Source organism: Thermocrinis albus DSM 14484, assembly GCF_000025605.1.
Classification (GTDB): domain Bacteria; phylum Aquificota; class Aquificia; order Aquificales; family Aquificaceae; genus Thermocrinis; species Thermocrinis albus.
The window spans coordinates 500,119-518,650 of the sequence record NC_013894.1 but is presented as its reverse complement, the minus strand read 5'-3'; the positions used below and the strand labels follow the sequence as shown (position 1 = coordinate 518,650).

The 18,532-nt window shown below is 48.1% G+C and carries 24 protein-coding genes and 1 tRNA gene; 12 read left to right on the top strand and 13 right to left on the bottom strand.

What is annotated here, in order from left to right; translation table 11 throughout:
- Positions 1-9: 9 nt before the first annotated feature.
- The 6 genes from THAL_RS02690 to rpsT all read left to right on the top strand — a co-directional run bounded on the left by THAL_RS02690 (position 10) and on the right by rpsT (position 5,001).
- Positions 10-648: an energy transducer TonB gene (locus THAL_RS02690; protein WP_012991581.1), complete on the top strand. Its 639-nt coding sequence runs from the start codon at positions 10-12 to the stop codon at positions 646-648.
- 1 nt (position 649) lies between these two features.
- Entirely contained in the window at positions 650-1,450 is an 801-nt protein-coding gene (locus THAL_RS02685; protein WP_012991580.1) for a 2-amino-3,7-dideoxy-D-threo-hept-6-ulosonate synthase, read from the top strand.
- Positions 1,450-2,262 (top strand): enoyl-ACP reductase FabI, encoded by an 813-nt coding sequence (locus THAL_RS02680; protein WP_012991579.1) that lies wholly within the window; start codon positions 1,450-1,452, stop codon positions 2,260-2,262. The genes THAL_RS02685 and THAL_RS02680 overlap by 1 nt, the downstream gene beginning before the upstream one ends.
- Positions 2,259-3,377 (top strand): efflux RND transporter periplasmic adaptor subunit, encoded by a 1,119-nt coding sequence (locus tag THAL_RS02675; RefSeq protein WP_012991578.1) that lies wholly within the window; start codon positions 2,259-2,261, stop codon positions 3,375-3,377. The genes THAL_RS02680 and THAL_RS02675 overlap by 4 nt, the downstream gene beginning before the upstream one ends.
- A complete protein-coding gene (locus THAL_RS02670; protein WP_012991577.1) occupies positions 3,374-4,594 on the top strand; it encodes an ABC transporter permease in 1,221 nt (406 codons plus the stop codon). Before THAL_RS02675 ends, THAL_RS02670 begins: the two co-directional genes overlap by 4 nt.
- Before the next feature lie 116 nt (positions 4,595-4,710).
- Complete coding sequence (rpsT, locus tag THAL_RS08285) at positions 4,711-5,001, top strand: 30S ribosomal protein S20 (RefSeq protein ID WP_012991576.1); 291 nt, start codon at positions 4,711-4,713, stop codon at positions 4,999-5,001.
- Here rpsT and murJ read toward each other — a convergent pair.
- From murJ to THAL_RS02650, 4 genes are all read right to left on the bottom strand, one after another.
- On the bottom strand, positions 4,939-6,423 hold the full coding sequence (gene murJ / locus THAL_RS02665; protein WP_012991575.1) for a murein biosynthesis integral membrane protein MurJ: 1,485 nt from the start codon (positions 6,421-6,423) through the stop codon (positions 4,939-4,941). The genes rpsT and murJ overlap by 63 nt on opposite strands.
- 11 nt (positions 6,424-6,434) lie before the next feature.
- Positions 6,435-6,518, bottom strand: a tRNA-Leu gene (locus tag THAL_RS02660).
- Positions 6,519-7,382, bottom strand: a complete 864-nt coding sequence (locus tag THAL_RS02655) for an AEC family transporter (protein WP_012991574.1) — start codon at positions 7,380-7,382, stop codon at positions 6,519-6,521.
- On the bottom strand, positions 7,375-8,316 hold the full coding sequence (locus THAL_RS02650) for a DNA double-strand break repair nuclease NurA (protein ID WP_012991573.1): 942 nt from the start codon (positions 8,314-8,316) through the stop codon (positions 7,375-7,377). The genes THAL_RS02655 and THAL_RS02650 overlap by 8 nt, the downstream gene beginning before the upstream one ends.
- A gap of 19 nt (positions 8,317-8,335) precedes the next feature.
- On the opposite strand from THAL_RS02650, the gene THAL_RS02645 reads away from it, so the two are divergent.
- The gene (locus tag THAL_RS02645) at positions 8,336-8,755 is read left to right on the top strand and encodes a lytic transglycosylase domain-containing protein (protein WP_012991572.1); all 420 of its coding nucleotides are present in this window, start codon (positions 8,336-8,338) and stop codon (positions 8,753-8,755) included.
- Here the strand turns inward: THAL_RS02645 and THAL_RS02640 are convergent.
- The 4 genes from THAL_RS02640 to THAL_RS02625 are packed head-to-tail and all read right to left on the bottom strand — an operon-like array spanning position 8,709 to position 10,753.
- Positions 8,709-9,257: a prepilin-type N-terminal cleavage/methylation domain-containing protein gene (locus tag THAL_RS02640; RefSeq protein WP_012991571.1), complete on the bottom strand. Its 549-nt coding sequence runs from the start codon at positions 9,255-9,257 to the stop codon at positions 8,709-8,711. The two genes, THAL_RS02645 and THAL_RS02640, sit on opposite strands and share 47 nt — an antisense overlap.
- Positions 9,229-9,507: a type IV pilus modification PilV family protein gene (locus tag THAL_RS02635; RefSeq protein WP_012991570.1), complete on the bottom strand. Its 279-nt coding sequence runs from the start codon at positions 9,505-9,507 to the stop codon at positions 9,229-9,231. The genes THAL_RS02640 and THAL_RS02635 overlap by 29 nt, the downstream gene beginning before the upstream one ends.
- A complete protein-coding gene (gspG, locus tag THAL_RS02630) occupies positions 9,494-9,895 on the bottom strand; it encodes a type II secretion system major pseudopilin GspG (protein ID WP_012991569.1) in 402 nt (133 codons plus the stop codon). The genes THAL_RS02635 and gspG overlap by 14 nt, the downstream gene beginning before the upstream one ends.
- A 15-nt stretch (positions 9,896-9,910) precedes the next feature.
- Complete coding sequence (locus THAL_RS02625; RefSeq protein ID WP_012991568.1) at positions 9,911-10,753, bottom strand: type II secretion system minor pseudopilin; 843 nt, start codon at positions 10,751-10,753, stop codon at positions 9,911-9,913.
- 28 nt (positions 10,754-10,781) lie between these two features.
- On the opposite strand from THAL_RS02625, the gene THAL_RS02620 reads away from it, so the two are divergent.
- The 4 genes from THAL_RS02620 to THAL_RS02605 are packed head-to-tail and all read left to right on the top strand — an operon-like array spanning position 10,782 to position 13,821.
- Positions 10,782-11,126, top strand: a complete 345-nt coding sequence (locus THAL_RS02620; RefSeq protein ID WP_012991567.1) for a hypothetical protein — start codon at positions 10,782-10,784, stop codon at positions 11,124-11,126.
- Complete coding sequence (gene metF / locus THAL_RS02615) at positions 11,092-11,970, top strand: methylenetetrahydrofolate reductase [NAD(P)H] (protein WP_012991566.1); 879 nt, start codon at positions 11,092-11,094, stop codon at positions 11,968-11,970. Before THAL_RS02620 ends, metF begins: the two co-directional genes overlap by 35 nt.
- The gene (locus THAL_RS02610; protein WP_012991565.1) at positions 11,967-13,070 is read left to right on the top strand and encodes a KamA family radical SAM protein; all 1,104 of its coding nucleotides are present in this window, start codon (positions 11,967-11,969) and stop codon (positions 13,068-13,070) included. Before metF ends, THAL_RS02610 begins: the two co-directional genes overlap by 4 nt.
- Complete coding sequence (locus THAL_RS02605) at positions 13,051-13,821, top strand: YihY/virulence factor BrkB family protein (RefSeq protein ID WP_012991564.1); 771 nt, start codon at positions 13,051-13,053, stop codon at positions 13,819-13,821. Before THAL_RS02610 ends, THAL_RS02605 begins: the two co-directional genes overlap by 20 nt.
- Here the strand turns inward: THAL_RS02605 and THAL_RS02600 are convergent.
- Both THAL_RS02600 and THAL_RS08280 read right to left on the bottom strand, forming a co-directional pair.
- The gene (locus tag THAL_RS02600) at positions 13,795-14,226 is read right to left on the bottom strand and encodes a phosphatidylglycerophosphatase A family protein (RefSeq protein ID WP_012991563.1); all 432 of its coding nucleotides are present in this window, start codon (positions 14,224-14,226) and stop codon (positions 13,795-13,797) included. The genes THAL_RS02605 and THAL_RS02600 overlap by 27 nt on opposite strands.
- 9 nt (positions 14,227-14,235) lie before the next feature.
- Positions 14,236-15,297, bottom strand: a complete 1,062-nt coding sequence (locus tag THAL_RS08280) for a CDP-alcohol phosphatidyltransferase family protein (protein ID WP_012991562.1) — start codon at positions 15,295-15,297, stop codon at positions 14,236-14,238.
- Positions 15,298-15,360: 63 nt separating this feature from the next.
- Here THAL_RS08280 and THAL_RS02585 point away from each other — a divergent pair, with 63 nt between their 5' ends.
- Complete coding sequence (locus THAL_RS02585; RefSeq protein ID WP_012991561.1) at positions 15,361-17,097, top strand: SulP family inorganic anion transporter; 1,737 nt, start codon at positions 15,361-15,363, stop codon at positions 17,095-17,097.
- Here THAL_RS02585 and nadD read toward each other — a convergent pair.
- From nadD to THAL_RS02570, 3 genes are read right to left on the bottom strand one after another with little or no spacing between them, the layout of a single operon-like run.
- Positions 17,094-17,693, bottom strand: coding sequence for a nicotinate-nucleotide adenylyltransferase (gene nadD, locus THAL_RS02580; protein ID WP_012991560.1), 600 nt, complete (start codon positions 17,691-17,693; stop codon positions 17,094-17,096). The two genes, THAL_RS02585 and nadD, sit on opposite strands and share 4 nt — an antisense overlap.
- The gene (locus tag THAL_RS02575) at positions 17,690-18,121 is read right to left on the bottom strand and encodes a peptidase C39 family protein (RefSeq protein ID WP_245522252.1); all 432 of its coding nucleotides are present in this window, start codon (positions 18,119-18,121) and stop codon (positions 17,690-17,692) included. The genes nadD and THAL_RS02575 overlap by 4 nt, the downstream gene beginning before the upstream one ends.
- Positions 18,121-18,513 (bottom strand): PA2779 family protein, encoded by a 393-nt coding sequence (locus THAL_RS02570; protein ID WP_012991558.1) that lies wholly within the window; start codon positions 18,511-18,513, stop codon positions 18,121-18,123. Before THAL_RS02570 ends, THAL_RS02575 begins: the two co-directional genes overlap by 1 nt.
- Positions 18,514-18,532: the final 19 nt, after the last annotated feature.

Genomic DNA, 18,532 nt, shown 5'->3' with positions numbered 1-18,532 from the left:
TTAGGTTCCATGAAAGACGCCCATCTGTTAGAAGGAGGGCTTTACATAAGTGTATCCTTCTTTCTAAACCTTATTATGTTAACACTCTTAGCCCTGTACCTTTTACCGGTAGTACCTGAGCAGGTATCTACACCCATAAACCTCTTTTTGAAGGAGGTCCCTACAGAAACACCACCTGTGGCCCACAAGATCATAAAAGGATCCTCTAAGGCAGCTACCGGCAACCCTTCTAAAGTACAGCCCAAGAAAGAGGTTTCTGTACTTGCCGAGATAGAAGCTAAGCTGAGGAATCAAAATCCATCTCCTGTATCCAACGTTTCAGAAAAGACTCAGGTAGTATCCACCAGTGTAGGTAACATAACCGCCAGTCTGTCCGGGGGTGTGCCCCATCTTACCGGTGGTAACAGAGGAGTGGTTTACCTACCTCCCTTCCCCAAACTTTCTTCGGAGGAACTCCCTTCCACCATGCAGGTGAAGATATGGATAGACTCTTCAGGAAGGGTGGTGAAGGTGCAGATCCTTAGGAGAAGTGGTGTGCCCCACATAGACAGGCGGATAGTGGAGTTTGTTTACGGTATCAAGTTTGAAAAGATTGATGCCGATGTGGTTCAGACAGGCCTTTTAACTTTTCACTTCAGGGGGGATTAGTATGAGTATAGGTAAACAGGTGAGGCTGGAACGCATAATGAACAGAGAGACAGGCAAAACCATTATAGTGCCCATGGACCATGGGGTGAGCTCAGGTCCCATAGAGGGGATCGTGGATATACGGAGCGCTGTGGCGGACGTAGCTGAGGGTGGTGCAGACGCAGTGGTGCTCCACAAGGGTATGGTTAGGGCAGGGCACAGGGGTAGAGGAAGGGACATAGGTCTCATAGTGCATCTTTCCGCTTCCACCGACTGGGCACCCACCAAAAACGACAAGGTGTTGGTGTGTACTGTGGAGGAGGCTATAAAACTGGGAGCTGACGGCGTTTCAGTTCACGTCAACATAGGCGCAGATCTGGAGAGAGAGATGCTGAGAGATCTGGGATATGTGGCTAAAGTGTGTGAGGAGTGGGGTATGCCCCTTCTTGCCATGGTGTACGGAAGAGGAAAGGATATGAACCAGTATGACCCTCAGGTAGTGGCTCACTGTGCTAGACTGGGGGCTGAGCTGGGTGCCGATATAGTAAAAGTTCCCTACACAGGTGATCCAGAAACCTTCTGTAAGGCGGTGGAGGGATGCCCAGTTCCGGTGGTGATAGCAGGCGGACCCAAGATGAAGACGGAGGAGGAGGTCCTCAGGATGGTCTACGGTGCCCTACAGGCGGGAGCTAAGGGTCTCTCCATAGGTAGAAACGTGTTTCAGGCAAAGGACAGAGTCAGGATGGTGAGAGCTCTGTATCATCTGGTACACAAAGGTGGTACGGTGGACGAGGCTCTCAGCATACTAAAGGGGGAAAAGTGATGGGTCTTCTGGAAGGAAAGAGAGCTCTCATAACGGGTGTTGCCAACGAGAGGAGCATTGCTTACGGCATCGCAAAAGCCTTCAGGCGAGAGGGTGCAGAGTTGGCCTTTACCTACGCCATTGAGAAGTTAAGACCCAAGGTGGAAGAGATAGCTCACCAACTGGGTAGTAGATTGGTGATGAAGTGTGATGTCACCTCCGACGAGGATATAAAAAACGTGATCCAAACCCTTGAGAAAGAGTGGGGCTTCCTTGACATACTGGTTCACTCTATAGCCTACGCTCCTAAAGAAGAGTTCAAGGGAGGTGTGATAGATACGTCGCGGGAAGGCTTTAAGATAGCCATGGATGTTTCCGTATACTCTCTCATAGCCCTCACGCGGGAGGCTCTACCCCTCATGGAAGGTAGGGAAGGTAGCATAATAACCCTGTCTTACTACGGAGCGGAGAAGGTGGTACCTCACTACAACGTGATGGGAATAGCCAAAGCCGCTCTTGAAAGCACTGTTAGGTATCTGGCCTACGATATAGCCAAGAAGGGACACAGGATCAACGCCATATCTGCTGGACCTGTGAAAACTTTGGCTGCCTACAGCATAACAGGTTTCCATCTTTTGATGGAACACACCACCAAAGTAAACCCCTTCGGTAGACCTATCACCATAGAGGATGTAGGCGATACAGCGGTTTTCCTCTGTAGTCATTGGGCCAGAGGTATCACCGGTGAGGTAATACATGTGGACAATGGGTACCACATCATGGGTGTCTTTGGTAGAGAGGAGGACATAAAGAAGGAAGTTTTTGAAAGTTGAGGAAAAGGATCCTCATCACACTCTCCATCTTCCTTCTTTCCCTTTTGGCAGTCTTCTTTATGGTCAAATTTCAGAAGAGAGAAAAACTGGTAAAGGTAGAAAGGCGAGAAGTACAGAAGGTGGTCTATGCATCAGGTTACGTAGAACCCGAGGACTATCTGGTGATAAAGTCAGAAGTTTCCGGAAGGGTGGAAAAACTCCTGGTAAGAGAAGGGGACAGGGTGAAAAAAGGACAGTTGATGGCGGTTTTGAGTCATGAGGATCTTGTTGCCGCAGAGGAAGAACTGTTACAGAGACTGAAACTTGTAGAGGAGCGCCTTAAGGAAGACTCTCCGTATCTTACAGCCCTGAAAAGTAGAGTGGATGATGCCCGTATCCAAGTGGACCAAACAGAGAGAGAGCTGCGAAGGAGGGAAGAACTGGCCGCCAAAGGCCTCATACCCTCAGAACAGCTGGAGAAGTATCGCACCGCCTACGAAAGAGCTGTTCACCTCCTCAGAGAGGCGGAGGCCAGCTATAGGGACACTGTGGAAAGCCTCCGGAGAGAGAGAAACATACTGAGGTATCAACTTCAGCGGGTCAGGGAAGATATAGATAAGCGCTTTGTGAGGAGTCCTGTAGACGGGCTAGTGCTGAAAAGGTTTGTCTCAGAAGGTAGCTATGTGAACCATCTGTCCCAAGACAACAAGCTGTTTGCGGTGAGTGGATCTCAAAAGAACCAGGTGTTACTGGAACTAGACGAAGATTATGCAGGACTGGTAAAGGAGGGACAGAAGGTCCTGCTCACCTTGGACGCTTTCCCCGGTAAGGTCTGGCAGGGTGTTGTGTACAAAGTGGAATCTCTTGTGGATAGATCTAGAAGGGTTATGACGGTAAAGGTAAAGGCTGAACTTCCGGAAAATGTCCCGGTACACGCCTCTGTATCTGCCCAGATACTAGTAGAAAGAAAGTACGCCCTCCTTATACCAGCCTATGCCTACAAAGATGGCAAGGTCATCAAGTACGAAAAGGTGAGGAAAGTGGAGCTTCCTGTAAAGGTAGGCAACAACTACGACGGTTATCTGGAGGTGTTGGAAGGCCTCAAAGAGGGTGACCTTCTGGTGGTTCCACCATGAGGCATGTTTTTTTCCTCGCTTATAAACTCATGGTGGAGAGAAAGAGGCAGAGCATTGTGTCCCTTATGGGTGTGGTTGTAGGTTTTGCTGCCTTTGTGGTGATGAGTTCTATCATGTTTGGTTTCCAAGGATACTTTATCCAGCAGGTGGTGGACATAGATGCTCACGTGCGTATAAAAGCGAGGGAGGAGAAAAGAAGATATGAGGGAGACATACCTACACTGGTGCTGGGGGAGGAGGTCCAGAAAAAAGATAGGCTTATAGGATGGAAGGAGCTCATAGAGCGGATACGCAAGGACCCTGAAGTGGAAGGCGTCGCACCTCATCTGGTGAGTAAGGGCATACTACGATACGGTGTGAGGGAAAAGCCCGTCACCCTCATAGGTATAGATCCCCAGCTGGAGGAGAAGGCCTCTGTGCTGAAGAGGTTTCTAAGGGGTAAAGGCCTTGAGGAGATGAAGAAAAGGAAAGATGTCCTCATAGTGGGTGCTTTGGTGGCAAGGGATCTGGGTGTGGCGGAAGGGAAAAAGGTTATCCTTAGCGTACCAGAAGGTAGTGTAAGTATGGTGGTGGTGGATATAATGGACTCAGGCATCACCAACATCGACGACTCAAGAGTCTACATTTCGCTGTCTGCTCTGCAGGCTCTCCTCCAAAGACCCGGCGAAGTCAACGAGCTGGTGGTTAAACTAAGAGATCCTTCCCATGCGGAAAAGGTAGCACGTCGCTGGAAGTCCATGACTTCCTACGAGGTAGAAAGCTGGCAGAAAGCATACAGAAACTTTCTCACCATCTTTCGCATCCAAAACATCATAACCTACATGATAGTGGTGGCCATACTTACTGTATCAGCCTTCGGCATATTTAACATCATCATGATGACGGTCTTAGAGAAAAGAAAGGAGATAGCCATCCTTATGGCCATGGGTTACTCCCGGAGAGAGATAACTCTTGTGTTCTTACTGCAAGGTGTCCTGCTGGGTGTGGGGGGTGTGATGATAGGTTCTCTGCTGGCCTTTGGTCTTCAGGAGTATCTGAGTAGTGTGAAGCTGGATGTAGAAGGCCTTATACGCACTAAAGGTTTCGTACTGGACAGAAGTTCCACCTTTTACCTTTTTGGAGCTGGTTTCTCTCTTTTGTTCTGTGTAGTGGCCAGTTTTTACCCTTCCTACAGAGCCGGTAAGTTGAACCCGGTGGATATATTCAGAAGTGGTTGATGGTGTATAATGTATATGGTGTCCAAATACCGCCTGCTGGGGCATGGACACCCTGAGGAGGGCGGTATACAAATACCCCAGCCCCGAACGGTGAGTTCGGGTACGGACATGGAAGGATGCCCAACACGAGACAAGCAGCTAAGCGTATGAGGAGAGATGCCAAGAGGCGCGAAAGAAACAGATACCACCTGTCCCGTATGAGGACCTATATAAGAAAGTTCCGTAAGATGGTGCAGGAAGGCAAACTGGAAGAGGCGAAAGCCTTTCTCCCCGAGGTTATATCCATCATATACCATACAGCTTCCAAAGGTGTGATTCACAAAAACGAGGCTGCCAGAAGAGCTTCAAGGGTTACTCAACTTCTCAACAAAGCGCTTGCGCAGGCTTCTCAGAATCTCGGGAAATAGTAGCAAGACTAGCACCATGTAAAGAAAAGCGCAGAAGGGTATCACAAAAACAAGGGCAGGGTGGGGAAGATTCTTTGCCAGTGTGTGGGCTACGTATCCCATGACGGCACTTGCCACCCCGCACCTTATAACCACACCTGCCAGAGTTTTCCAGTGAATCATGGTGTGGTCCTTAGCGAGGAGATACCCTATAGCAAAGAGGGAGGAGGTAGCATTTCCCAGTGCCAGACCCACCACACCCAACTTAAGGTGAAAGGCGTACAGATAACCGAAGATTCCTTCCGACATAACCGCCAACAGAGAAGCCATTACGGGAGTTTTAGTGTCTCCCCTTGCGAAGAACACGCTACTTATCGCCTTCTGTACTGAGAAGAAGACGAGCCCCAAACTGTAAGCCATAAGAACGTGGGAGGCCACGATAACATCCTGGGAAGAGAACCTACCCCTTCCGTACAGAAGAGAAACGATAGGTTCCGCCAGTAGTAGGAGTCCCACAGCTGATGGTAAGGAGAGTCCCAGTATTACGCTGACCGCTAAAGTGGTGTTGTTCTTTATGTGTCCACCCCTTGAGAGAACGGAGAGAAGGGAGTTGGCCACACCCACCGACACCACACCTAAGGGAAGTTGAAAGATCCTGTTGGCATAGTAAAGGTAGGAGATAGAACCTTGATGAAGGAAGGAGGCTAGAAAAGTATCTACAAACATAGAAAGCTGGGCAACACCGAACCCTGCGGTAGCAGGCAGTAACCTCTTTACCAGTAAGATCACGTCTTTATCCAGGTGAAAAGAAACTCCCAAAGGAACCTTTTGAGATAGGAGAGAAGGAAGGTGGAAGAGGACTTGCGCCAACCCTGCTACCAGGGTGCTTACGATGAGGGTGTAGTATCCCCAGAGGTGGGTAGCAAAGGCCAGTATAAAGGAAGATACTATGTTGAAAACGGCTTGAGCGAAGGCGGGAACGAAGAAAACACCCCGCGTGTTGAGGACCGCCATAAAGAAGGAGGATAAACTGACAGCCAAAAAGTACAAGAAAAGCCAACGTGCCATAAAGACAGCGAGGTCAAAGTAAGGCCTGTGTCTTAACCCAGGAGACAGAACGCTGAGGATCACCTCTGAGAAAACCACTCCCAGCAGAGTTATGACAAAGCTGATCAAGGTAAAGTAAGTGAAAGTGGAGCTTAGAAAATCTCTTTCTCTTCCTTCCTTTATCTCCCGGGCATAAACTGGGATGAAGGCGGCGTTGAAACCTCCTTCTCCCAACAGTCTTCTGAAGGTGTTGGGTAGCCTAAAAGCTACGAAGAAAGCATCCGTTACGTAAGACGCACCAAAGTGGTAGGCGATGACGGCATCCCTCACGTAACCGAAGACCCTACTGAGGAGTGTACCTACCGAAAAGGAAAAGCTGTATCTCAGAAGTCCCATGTTGTTCTGTATGCCGGAGGCGGGAGTCGAACCCGCACGCCCTTTCGGGCAGGGGATTTTGAATCCCCCGCGTCTGCCAGTTCCGCCACTCCGGCTTACTTTTCTATTATCCTGCCTATTAACGGAACTGTCAAGAAGCTTATTAACATACCGGCTCCTATACTGGTGAAGGCCAAAGATACATCAAGTCCGTAACGCACAGACAGAACACCCGCCATCAGCATGGGAGGCATGGAGGACTGGAGCAGGACAGTTTTGTAGGCTGGATCGGGAAGTGTTGTGTGCTGTAAAATCCACGCCGTCAGGAGAGGAGACACACCCATCTTTATAAGAAGCGCTCCCAACACCTTCCCCCACCCTCTTTTTAGGTGAGACAAGTTTAGCAGGAGGCCCATACTGAAGAGAATCACCGCGGGTAGAGAAGAAGACACCAACTCCATGGCATGGTAAAGATAGGGAGGTATCTCTATGGGTCTCGTGATGAAGCCTATGAGCAATGCCAGAAAGGGAGGGAAAGTGATCACTCTCCTAATGTCTGGCCTTCCGGTAGCTACCGTGATACCTACACTGGAGACAAGTAAAAAGGATCCTAAGTTATCGTATATGACAGCGTAGGGAAGTGCCTCTTTACCTAGAAGAGTTACCGTGTAAGGATATCCTAAAAAAGCGGTGTTACCAAAGGAAGATACAAGAAGAAAACTCCTTAGGGTAGGACCTTTTATGGAAAAGAGCTTACCCACAAGCCAGGCCAAGAGGATGCAAAAAATGATGGAACTCCATGCAAGCAGCACGATACTTATCACCTCTCGGTTTATCCCCAGACGATGGGCGGCCATAAAACTGGTTATAGGCAAGGCAAAGTAAAGGACATAGTTGATAAGAACACGAGCATCCTCCTCTTTGAAAACCCACCTTCTGAGGATATAACCAGCCAGGAGAGGTAAAAAGATGTCAGGCATAACTTTTTGCTAATACTTCCTCCAGTCTCCTTCTTATCAGTGCTGGGTTGCCCAGATACCTATGTAGAAACTGCTCTAAACCCCTTATTGGTTGAAGGTTCTGAGGTGCCCTGCTGTCCTGAAAACTCTCACTTCTCAAAGAAGGTAGAAGGTAGGCCATCCAGTCCGCCCATTCTCTCACACGTTCCACACCGTGTTCTGCCAAAGCTTCTAGTCTCGCTATACCAGCCAGCCCTGACATCTGTGCCAGTTTCACGTACCATGCGTACTTCTCTACCTTATCAGCTTTTTCCTCCATCCTCTCTTGATAGTGTACCTTCACAAGGGGTGTCCTGTAACCTACGGGCATCTGTCTCAGCATCTCAAGAGAGTCCTTAGGCAAAAAGAGCTTCTTAAGAGCCTTTATGTAACCTACACAAGGTATACCGCGCACCTTCCTACTTATGGTACCGTCACACACCACCAGATCTACCTTTTCTTTTTGATAAACCTCCCGTACCACCTGTGTTTCTAAATCTTCCTTCATGAGTCTTATGGCCTGCTGCAAAAGGTCCTCGGAAGTTGTTACCAGCTCAAAACCCGCCCTCTCCATGAGCCTTCTGAGTTTCTCTGCAGAGGGAGGTATCCCTTTTACGATGGCGTACCTTTTGACCGTCCCGTGGCAAAAACTTCCCGGTGAACCTTTTCTGAAAAGAACGGCACCAGCCGCTACGCTCACCAATACTCCCTCGTAAACCTCTCCTGTTTCCTCTTCCAGAAGAGCAAAGCCGTACTCTTCCCTAAGGACGCCGTCCACAAAAGCCAGCTTCAGTTGTTGTGGGCTTTTACCCTCGTAGAGCCTGCCCTCTTCCGCAAACTCACTGAGCTGAACTGATTCTTCCAGCTCCATAATATGCTGAGTAAGAAAGTCTCTCCTGCTAAGAACTACCCTCATGGAAAGTATAATACCACTGATGGTGGTAGTTCTGGTCCTCCTTGCCATCTTTGAACTCTCCTTTGGTTTCTATCACTGCTTTTTTGAAGCAGGGAAACGTTACGGAGTTGATCCTTACCTTCTGGTAGCCATAGCTAAAGTGGAAAGTAACTTTGTCCCTACAGCCATACACCATAACGGGAACGGCAGTACAGACTACGGTATCATGCAGATAAACTCTTACTGGCTTAAACGATACAAAATACCTATCCAGTGGATAATGGAACCCTGTTACAACATCCATATGGGTGCCATGGTTTTAAAAAGGTGTATCATAAGCTACGGATACACTCCGAAGGCCATAGACTGTTACAACAAAGGGTCTCCCAGAGGAGACTATAGCCACTATGTTATCAAGGTCTACCAGAGCTATGCAAGGGTGAAGGCGCTGGTGGAATAAGCCTACTTACCACTATCCTTCTGTCGGGAAGATCCAAGACTATAGCGTCCGGTATACCTGTGTAAGTATCTTCCAGTTTACCTTTTACCATAGCGAAGAATCTAAGTGAAGGGAACTTTGCCAAGGGTACCAGTTTGTCTTCTTCATAAAAACGGAGGTCCCCGTAAGGGTAAGGAAACTCGTAGTAGTAAAGGGTACCATCTTTGTACAGAAAGGCCGCTTTTACCACACCCTTGTGATAGTCGCCTCCCCACGTGATCATGAAGATGCTGTCGGAAGAGAGCTGTAACTGGGTTGCTCCAAAGAGCTTTCTTTGAAGACTCCAATGGAGGGTAGCCAGCTGACGAAGTTCCTCAGATCTTTCCTTAAGACCTGTGTAAGACCTCACACCGCCAAAGAAGATACCGAAGGACATACCCACCACCAGAGCCAGGAGGGTGAGGGTGACGAGAACCTCCAGTAAGGTAAAGCCATCAGCGCGTGTAGAGATATATCTCCGCATCACCTAGCCTTACCGTTACTTCCTTAATACCGGGATACTCTTCTATGGAGCGTTCCTTTACCTGCAGTTCATCCCACCTACCCTCAGCAAGCTTATCTGTAAGAGTGAGCATATCCCGGTAACGTTTCTCCGTTGTGTAGAGGAACCTACGCTGTTGGCCCATCAGGGAGAAGAGAGTAGTAAAACCTACGGCCAGAACCATCAAAGCTACCAACACTTCCACCAGAATAAATCCTTTACTGCCACGCATCAATGTCATCCTGCGTGTCTTCTTTACCGTCAGGTCCTACCGATCTGAGTTCGTAAGGATGATTTACTCCCGGCGATATGTATACGAAGTCCCTCCCCCAAGCATCCTTGGGAACTTTCTCCATGTACTGTCTCCAACGGGGAGGTATGGGAGGTACGGTAGGTTTCTCCACGAGAGCCCTAAGTCCCTGCTCGGTGGTAGGGTAAAAACCGTTGTCCAGGCGGTACTGCTCTAAAGCATCTCTTATAGCCTTCATCTGAACTTTGGTAGCCTCTATCTTGGCCTCGTCCAGGCGGCCCGTTATGCGAGGCACTATTATGGCAGCCAAAATACCCAAAACCACAATAACCACCAATACCTCTATGAGGGTAAAGCCTCTTTTATCCATAGCTATTATCATAAGCTAGTAAACGGTAGAGTAAAGTAGAGTGTCCCTCTGCCTGTTGTAGATGAACTCGCAGACAGCGCTGCCCTCTTGGGTTCTTACATCTACCACTATGTGAAAAACGTTACTTTTGACATCCACAAGATCCCTCACAGAGTATAGGATGTCTAAAGTGAAACCCTCCACCAAGAGAAGATCTTCAACCCTCCTGAAAGGCTCTTTATCTCTCCTCTCTATGATCCTCCTGGCAAGATCCTCATCTATCCTGTCATCTAAGGCCATGAGCACGTACAGAGGTGCGGTGTTTACGTTAATCTTACCGGAAGAGTAAACGGTGGCTACACTGAGAATACCCGGATAGAAGCGGGCACCTACCGTTTTTCCCACAAGATCTTCTTTGTTGAAACCCATGTAGTAAAGTTCCTCCAGAGAGTCCATGGGAGAAGCCTTGATGGGGTAAGCCGAGTCAAAGGTGATGTTCTTTCTACCTGTCCATGCCAAAAGTCGGTCCCAGTAAGATGGATCTATGTTGAGGATCACAGACAGTCTTTTGAGCACCCTTTCAGGTACCGTGTTCAGGTTTATGTATCTCTCCTCGTCGTAGACACTTATGGTTATATCTCCTTTCTCTGTGGCAAGGGTTAAGGGTCTCGCCCACGTGTCCGACAAAGTGTCTACCGAAGGATCATCCTCGGTAAGAATACCTCTCAGGATGGGATAGATTTGCCCGCACAGATAGACGGCCTGTTCTTTGGCATACACGGAATTTACCAAACGCCTTGTAGAGTTTACATCCTGATAGAGATCGGCTGTGTAGTAAGAGAGGGTAAGGAACATAGCTAAGGCCAGTAGAAGGATCATAATTTATAATAAAACCAAGAGGAGAAGGATGTACAAAGCTGTTCTTATTTTTTCCAAAATAGCGAAGAGCTTCACTGATCTGACGTGGGGTAAAAGCAGGGATGATCTTGTAAGTAAGTGTATGAAGGCGATAAGAGCCTTTTTGGAAGGGTCATCTCCATCCGAGGTCTCTCAGAAGAGGGAGATATCTGAGGGTATAGAGTTTCTGCTGGAGGACCTTTATAAGCTCAGCCGAGAGGATCCAGAAGGAGCCCACAAACTTCTCCAACTTCTCAGTATCTTTGTAAAGTCACCCGTTCCCTGTAAAATAAAACTTATCAGCTTTGCGGAGGCTCTCCTTGAAGATAAGAGACCTGCTCAGAAAGGGGTTTAGCATATCCTTTGAGTTCTTCCCTCCCAAAACAGAGGAGGGAGAGGAAGAACTCTTTGAAACTATAAGGAACCTCCAAAGCATAAACCCCACCTTCGTATCGGTCACTTACGGTGCAGGTGGAAGCACCCGTGAAAAAACACGCCGAGTGGTAGAAAGGATACACCGAGAGACGAGTCTGACAGTAATGGCCCATCTTACTTGCATAGCTCACACGGAGGAGGAGCTTACGGAGATACTGAGGGGGTACAGAGAAATAGGTATAGAGAACATTCTGGCCCTGAGGGGTGATAGGCCAAAAGATAACAGCGCTACCGAGAAAAGAGGGTGCCAGTACGCTTACCAACTTGTGCGCCTCATAAGGACCAAGTTTGGAGATCACTTCTCTGTGGGAGTGGCCTCCTATCCGGAAGGACACCCCGAGTCTCCCAACCTGGAGTGGGAGGTACGCTACTTTAAGATGAAAGTGGAAGAAGGTGCTGACTTTTCTATAACCCAGATGTTCTTTGACAACTCCTACTACTACCGATTTGTGGAGCTGTGCAGAAAAGAAGGTATAGACATACCCATAATACCCGGTATAATGCCCATCACCAACTTCCGACAGATCCAGAGGTTTGCCAGCATGTGTGGTGCCAGCATACCCCACCATGTGGTGCAGAGGTTAGAACCTTATGCCCACCTTCCTCAGGAAACTATGAAGGTAGGTGTGGAGCTAGCCATAAAACAGTGTGAGGATCTTATAGAGAACGGTGTGCCTGGACTTCACTTTTATACCCTCAACAAGTCTAAAGCCACCCTTCTCATATACGACGCCATAAAGGACCGCGTACCTACCAAGATATGAGGAGGTTTTTTCAGGACGTTCCGGAAGACCTTTGGAGAGATTACCACTGGCAGATACAGAACAGGATAAAAACTATCCATGAGCTCACTCGTTACATAAAACTCCTTCCCGAAGAGGAGGAGGGGATAAGGAGGACGCAGGGACTTTATCCTATGGCCATAACACCCTACTATCTTTCCCTCATAGATCCCCACGATCCCCAAGACCCCATAAGGCTCCAGGCTATACCCCGTGCCATAGAGACAGACCCTTACGTGCAGTCTTACGGTGAAGAAGACGCCCTCAGGGAAGAAGGACAGATTCCCCACATGACTCACAGGTATCCTGACCGCGTGCTGGTGAGGGTGACCACTTTCTGCGCTGTGTACTGCAGACACTGTATGAGGAAAAGGATCTTCTCGCAGGGAGAAAGGTCCATCACTAAGGAAGAGATAGACACCATAATACAGTATATAGAAGCACACCCTAGTGTAAGGGACGTATTGCTTTCGGGAGGTGATCCTCTTTCTCTCAGTTATGAGAAGCTGGAGTATATCCTTAGCAGACTGAGAAGAATCCCCCACGTGGAGATAATAAGGATAGGTACACGCCTTCCCGTACTGGCACCTCAGAGGTTCTTTGACGAAAAACTTCTAAAACTCCTTGAAAGATACTCACCTATATGGATCAACACCCATTTTAACCATCCTAAGGAAATAACCCCTTACGCTGCTGAAGCAGTGGAAAATCTTCTGAGACACGGTATTCCTGTTAACAACCAGACCGTTCTCCTCAAGGGTGTTAACGACGACCCTCAGGTCATGCTGGAACTTATGAGATCGCTCCTGAGAATAAAGGTGAAGCCCCAGTATCTCTTTCACTGTGATCCCATAAAGGGAGCCATTCACTTTAGAACCAGTTTAGAGAAAGGTCTGGAGATAATGGACTTTCTGCGCGGAAAGATATCGGGGATGGGAATCCCCACCTACGCGGTGGATCTTCCGGGAGGGAAGGGAAAGGTACCTCTGCTTCCTTCTTACCTTGTCAGGAAAGAAGGTAACCGATACACTTTCAGAAGCTTTACAGGTGAGTTGGTGGAGTATGAAATTGAGGAACTCTGATCTTACCGAATCTATATGGCTACTCCTGAAGGGAGAGTTCGGTTATCACGCTTCCGCTCTTACCTACAGGTTCTTTATGGTGATAGGTTCCCTCCTTATACTTACCGGCATCCTGATATCTTACACCCCCCTCGCCAACTACGAAGTCTATACCTATCTGGCACGCCTTATTCCGGAAAAAGCTGGTGAAGTGATGATGCGCCTTGAGACCCTTTACAGGCACAGGGGAACAGGTTCCTTTATCAGTGTCTTACTGGCCTATTACTTTGCGGCAGACCTTGCAGGTAGTATGCGCACAGCCTTCGGCTACGCCACAGGTATAAAACCTAAAGGTCGCTACATAAGTCTTTTCCTCATCACTCCCCTTTACCTGCTACTACTTTCTCTGTTTCTCTCTCTGCTGGCACTCTTTCCAGCTGTGATGAAACTGTTTTTACCTTGGGCGCCTCAGTTGGTTCTCTGGCCTGTTAAGTTTATGATCCTCACCGGAATGATATACGTTACTTATTACATCTTTCTACCTGTGTCCGTCAAACCACAACACCTTCTTAAAGCTTCTCTTTTCTCAGCGGTTCTCATAACGGTGCTCAACTACCTCTTTACGGTGGTCATCATCAAGCTGGTGCATGCCAATCCTCTGTATGCCGTCATGGGTTCTGTCTTGGTCTTTATGGTGTGGATGGAGAAGGTGTTCGTGATCCTTTTGACGGGTGCAAGGCTAGCGTTAGCCTACCAGAAGGTACAAAATTAAGCCGGTTATAACACCTGCCGTCACGTCATCCATAAGAACACCGTGGGCTTTCGGTAGCTTTTCCATCCATGGTATGGGAAAGGGTTTCACTATATCCAAAATACGGAACAGAACAAAGCCCACCAGTAGGTGGTAAAGGGTGGGTTTTACCAATACGAAAACAACCGTGTAACCAAGCACTTCGTCTATCACCACCTCTTCCGGGTCCTCCTCTCTCGTGAGATCCAACATGTAGTTAACAGACCAATATCCTACAGCGTACAGAAACAGGGAGAGTAGCAGCAAAAACCATGGGTCGAAGCCCAGAAGATAAACGAGGGGAACTCCTACAAGGGTGCCCACAGTCCCAGGTGCGTACCTGAATCTCCCTGTATAAAAACCCGTAGCTATGAGTTCTTGAAGCATTGAATAATTTTAAAGCATGTAGCATAGCAGGCCTCCCACAAGGGGGAGGGTGAAGTTATCGTCCGGTTTATCCAGAAGAAGCTCTGTAAGAGCGCCTACCACAGAAAAGATGAAGGCTTTTTCCCATCCCACGAAAGGTGTTAGCACCAAGAAGGAGGATAAGAAGAAAGCCACGGACCCTTCCCAACTTTTGTCTTTCCAGATAAGTTTACCGCGATACATACCCACCAAGGAGGAAAAGGCATCACCCACCGCCAACAGTGTTATACCTACAGCGCTGCACTTACCCCACATAACAAAGCTGACCAGTATACCTAGATGAGCCCAAAAAGCCTGCACTCCCGGCTTTTCTCTGTTTTTGTCCCTCTCCACGCTGTAGATAAGTTGGTAAAGGAACCTTAGTTTTTTCTCCTGCCACCTTAGCAGTATAAGTCCGTTGGCCAAAAGGACTGTAACCATCAGCAATAAGGTCACCTTTTCGTTGAAAAAGAGCACCGGAAGAAGCCATAAGGATAGTCCGAAGAGGTGTAAGATCTTTCTGTGGTACTCTCTACTGTCTAAGGGGGGTATTGTCTGTCTGATCCAGAAGAAAGAATAGTCTGCCCAAGAAGCCACCACCGCCAGAAAGGTGAGAGCCAACACGTATGGACCAGTACCTTTCAGGAAGGTTACAGAAGGTACCAAGAGAGAAAGAAAGAGAGTAGATACCTTTCCTAAGAGGCGCGCTTGAGGAACAGTTCCCTTCAAAAAGGTTATGTGAAGACCTCCCAGTAACACGCTTACATCCCTGAGGAAGAGTAGGTAGAAGAACCAATGAGGCAAAAGACCAAACTTAAAACTGCATGCACCGACACCCACCCATGTGAGGATTCTGTCCGCCAAAGGATCCAGTAATCTACCCAACTGGGTCTCTGCGTGATACTTTCTTGCCCAATACCCATCCAGAGCATCTGTAAGGGCCAGAAGTACAAAGAAAAAGCCAAAGAGGTTTTCATCTAAAAGCAAAAGTGTAGGAGAGAGTAAAAGTCTCGTGATGGACACAAGGTTGGGAATACTCATGGTGGCACGCATGGAAAATTATACAGTGGTGCTATAATGTGAAGATAATGAGGAAGAAGATAGGGTGAAAGTTTCATGCTGGAGTGGTTTAAGAACTACGGTAAAGATAAGTTTGTGAGGGATCTGGTGGCAGGTATCACTGTGGCCACCGTGCTGGTTCCCCAGTCCATGGCCTACGCCCTTCTGGCGGGTATGCCTCCCATATACGGTCTTTACGCCTCCTTCTTACCTACCATAGTGGCCGCTGTGTTCGGTAGTTCTCGCTTTTTGGGTACAGGCCCGGTGGCCATCACATCTATGGTATCTGCCTCTGTCCTCGCCGCTTACGCTCAACCCCAGTCCCAGGAATGGATACACCTGGCGGCCTACTTGGCCATCATGGCGGGTCTCATAAGGCTTCTGATAGGCGTGTTTAAGTTGGGAAGTGCTGTAGAACTCATATCTTCCAGTGTAATCTTGGGAGTAACGAGTGCTGCTGCTATCGTCATATCCCTGAGCCAGATAGGTAGTATACTGGGTTTCAGCGTAAAGACGAGTACCCTCATATACGAGGTTCTGGTGGACATTATCAGCAAGATTCACAATGTGAATCCTTACACCCTAATGGTAGGCACCTTATCCTTCCTTTCTATATGGGCTCTCGGTAAACTACATCCCCTCATACCAGCTGCCCTCATAACATCTGCTGTAAGTTCGCTGGTATCTTACTTTTTTAACCTCAAGGAGAAGGGTGTAGCTATAGTGGGAGACGTACCAGCAGGTCTTCCCACTCCCTACATACCACCTCCCAACCTGGACATCCTGGCGGATATGTGGGCAGGCGCGGTGGTGGTGGTAGCGGTGGGATCTGTGGAAGCTATAGCCACTGCCAAGACCTTTGCTCAAAGGGTAGGTGACAAATGGGACGCCAACAGAGAGTTCATAGGTCAAGGACTTGCTAACATAGTGGCAGGTATCTTTAGAGGTTTTCCGGTGAGCGGTTCTTTCTCCAGATCGGCCCTCAACTTTCGCTTAAATGCAGCATCACCTCTGGCGGGTGTAATAACAGGTAGCATCGTTGGATTGACTCTCCTATTCCTTGCTCCCCTCTTTTACTATCTTCCCAAAGCTACCCTCTCGGCGGTGGTTTTATCAGCGGTGGTGGGTCTCATAAAACCCCAGGAGATACTAAAGCTATACAAGATTAACAAGCCTGACGGTGTGGTGGCAGGATTAACCTTTGCCTCTGTTTTCTTTATGGAGTTGTGGCAGGCCGTACTGCTAGGTATTCTGGTGTCCCTTGGAACCTTCGTTTACAAGACCATGTACCCCCGTATCATAGTTATGACAAGAGATCCGAAGAGTAGGACCTTTGTCAACGCAGAACGCACCGGACTCCCTCAGTGTCCCCAGATCCTTTACATAAGACCAGGTACCAGTATATACTTCGGTAACGCAGGTTACATCCAGGAATTTATACTCCAGAAAGTGAAAGAGAGATTACAGGAAGGTGGATTGAAATTTGTACTCCTTGACATGGAGGATGTAGCTTACATAGATGCACCCGGTGCCCTTATGTTGGTAAAACTGGCAGGAGATATAAGAGGCATGGGTGTGGAACCTTCTTTGGCCAATATAAGATGTACCGTATACCCTGTTCTGGAAAGGATAAACATCACTGAGCACGTGGATACAGATCTCATTTTTGACTCCAAAGGACAGTCCATAGTGGAACTCTTTCGTAGGATAGACCATACATACTGTGCCAAAGTCTGTCCATACGTAGTCTTTGATGAGTGTACTTCCGTCAAGGAGAAACGAGTGGCCCTCTAACGGTATAGTCCTTTTCTGTATATATACTCCTCCACACCTTCGGGAACAAGCCAGCTTATGGGTTTTCCCTCCTTCACCCTCTTTCTTATCTCGGTGGAGGACACGTCTATTCTCCTTGTGTGGGCTATCACTGTAAAGTCTTCACCTTCCCTGAAGGAAGGATAATGGGTACGTAAGTAATCTCTCACCACATCTTTTTTACCTTCTCTATCCACTATGACGAAACGTGCCATCTTCAAAAGCCTGTTTGGCTCTTTCCAAAGATGCATGTGAAGGACACTGTCAGCACCTAAGAGAAAGTAAGGTCTTTCACCCATTTTCTTGAAAATCTCCTCTGCTGTGTCCACCGTATAAGACACACCTCCCCTCCTTATCTCTATATCGCTTACCGAAAAACCTCTTTTTCCTTCCAACGCTATCTCCAACATCCTTAATCGTTGGAAGGGAGAAGCTTCGTGAGGTGCTTTCAAAGGTGCTTGGAAGGCAGGTACAAAAACCACCTCATCAAAACCAAGAAGTTCCATCACATCCCTTGCCACCACCAGGTGTCCAACGTGAACAGGGTCAAAGCTTCCTCCGAAAAAGAGAACCTTCATGGAAAGATGACCAGTCCCACGTTTCCCATCTTCTTCCACAATGCGTTCAGTTTATCAGGACTCCAACACACCTTCTCTTCATAGCCTGTGTGTAGGTATACACACTTCTCATCGTAGCCTATCACCACCACGTAATGGGGCACGCTGACCCAAAGAAAACCCAAATCCACCAAAAGTATGACGGGAATCCCTCTACGTAAGTAACTTTTCACCTTTTGGATGTCTCCCCTAAAAAGTTCCGTTTTGAAACCTTGTCTCCTGGCATAGTTTTCCAGATCTGTTATGAGGGCACCTTTAAGCTCAGGCATATAGACCTCTCTTGCTATCTCTTCCTGTGGGATATTACGACCGTAGTAAGCAAAGACACTACTTAAAGCAGCGGGACCACAGAACTGATCCCGCTGTTGGTAAAAAGGTACCGGGAGGATTATCTGATGATTATCTCTTTGTTGAGGAGCTTCAGAAGGATCACCACCAGTATGGCTATCACCAGAACCGCTATCACCACTCCAAGACCATCGCCACCCGCCAGTACCTTTTGGGATGCCTGTGCCAGCATATGAATCTGCTGGTCGTCCATCTCCTTTAGTTTTTTTTCTACCTCTTCTTTGGTGAGGCCGTAGGCTTTAAGTTTCTCCTGCACTATCTTACTTTCCAAAGCCCTCTGAATGGTCCTTATGTTCTCCTCTCGGGAGCTCTCTAACTGTTGGTTGGCGGGCTTTGATTCCACAAGCCCTGCCAATGCGGGAGCTGTGTTAAAGGCAAGGAACCAGCCTGCCACACCTAAGATCAGCAGCCTGTTTCTGAAAAACTTCATCATCTTCTCACCCCCTCAAGTT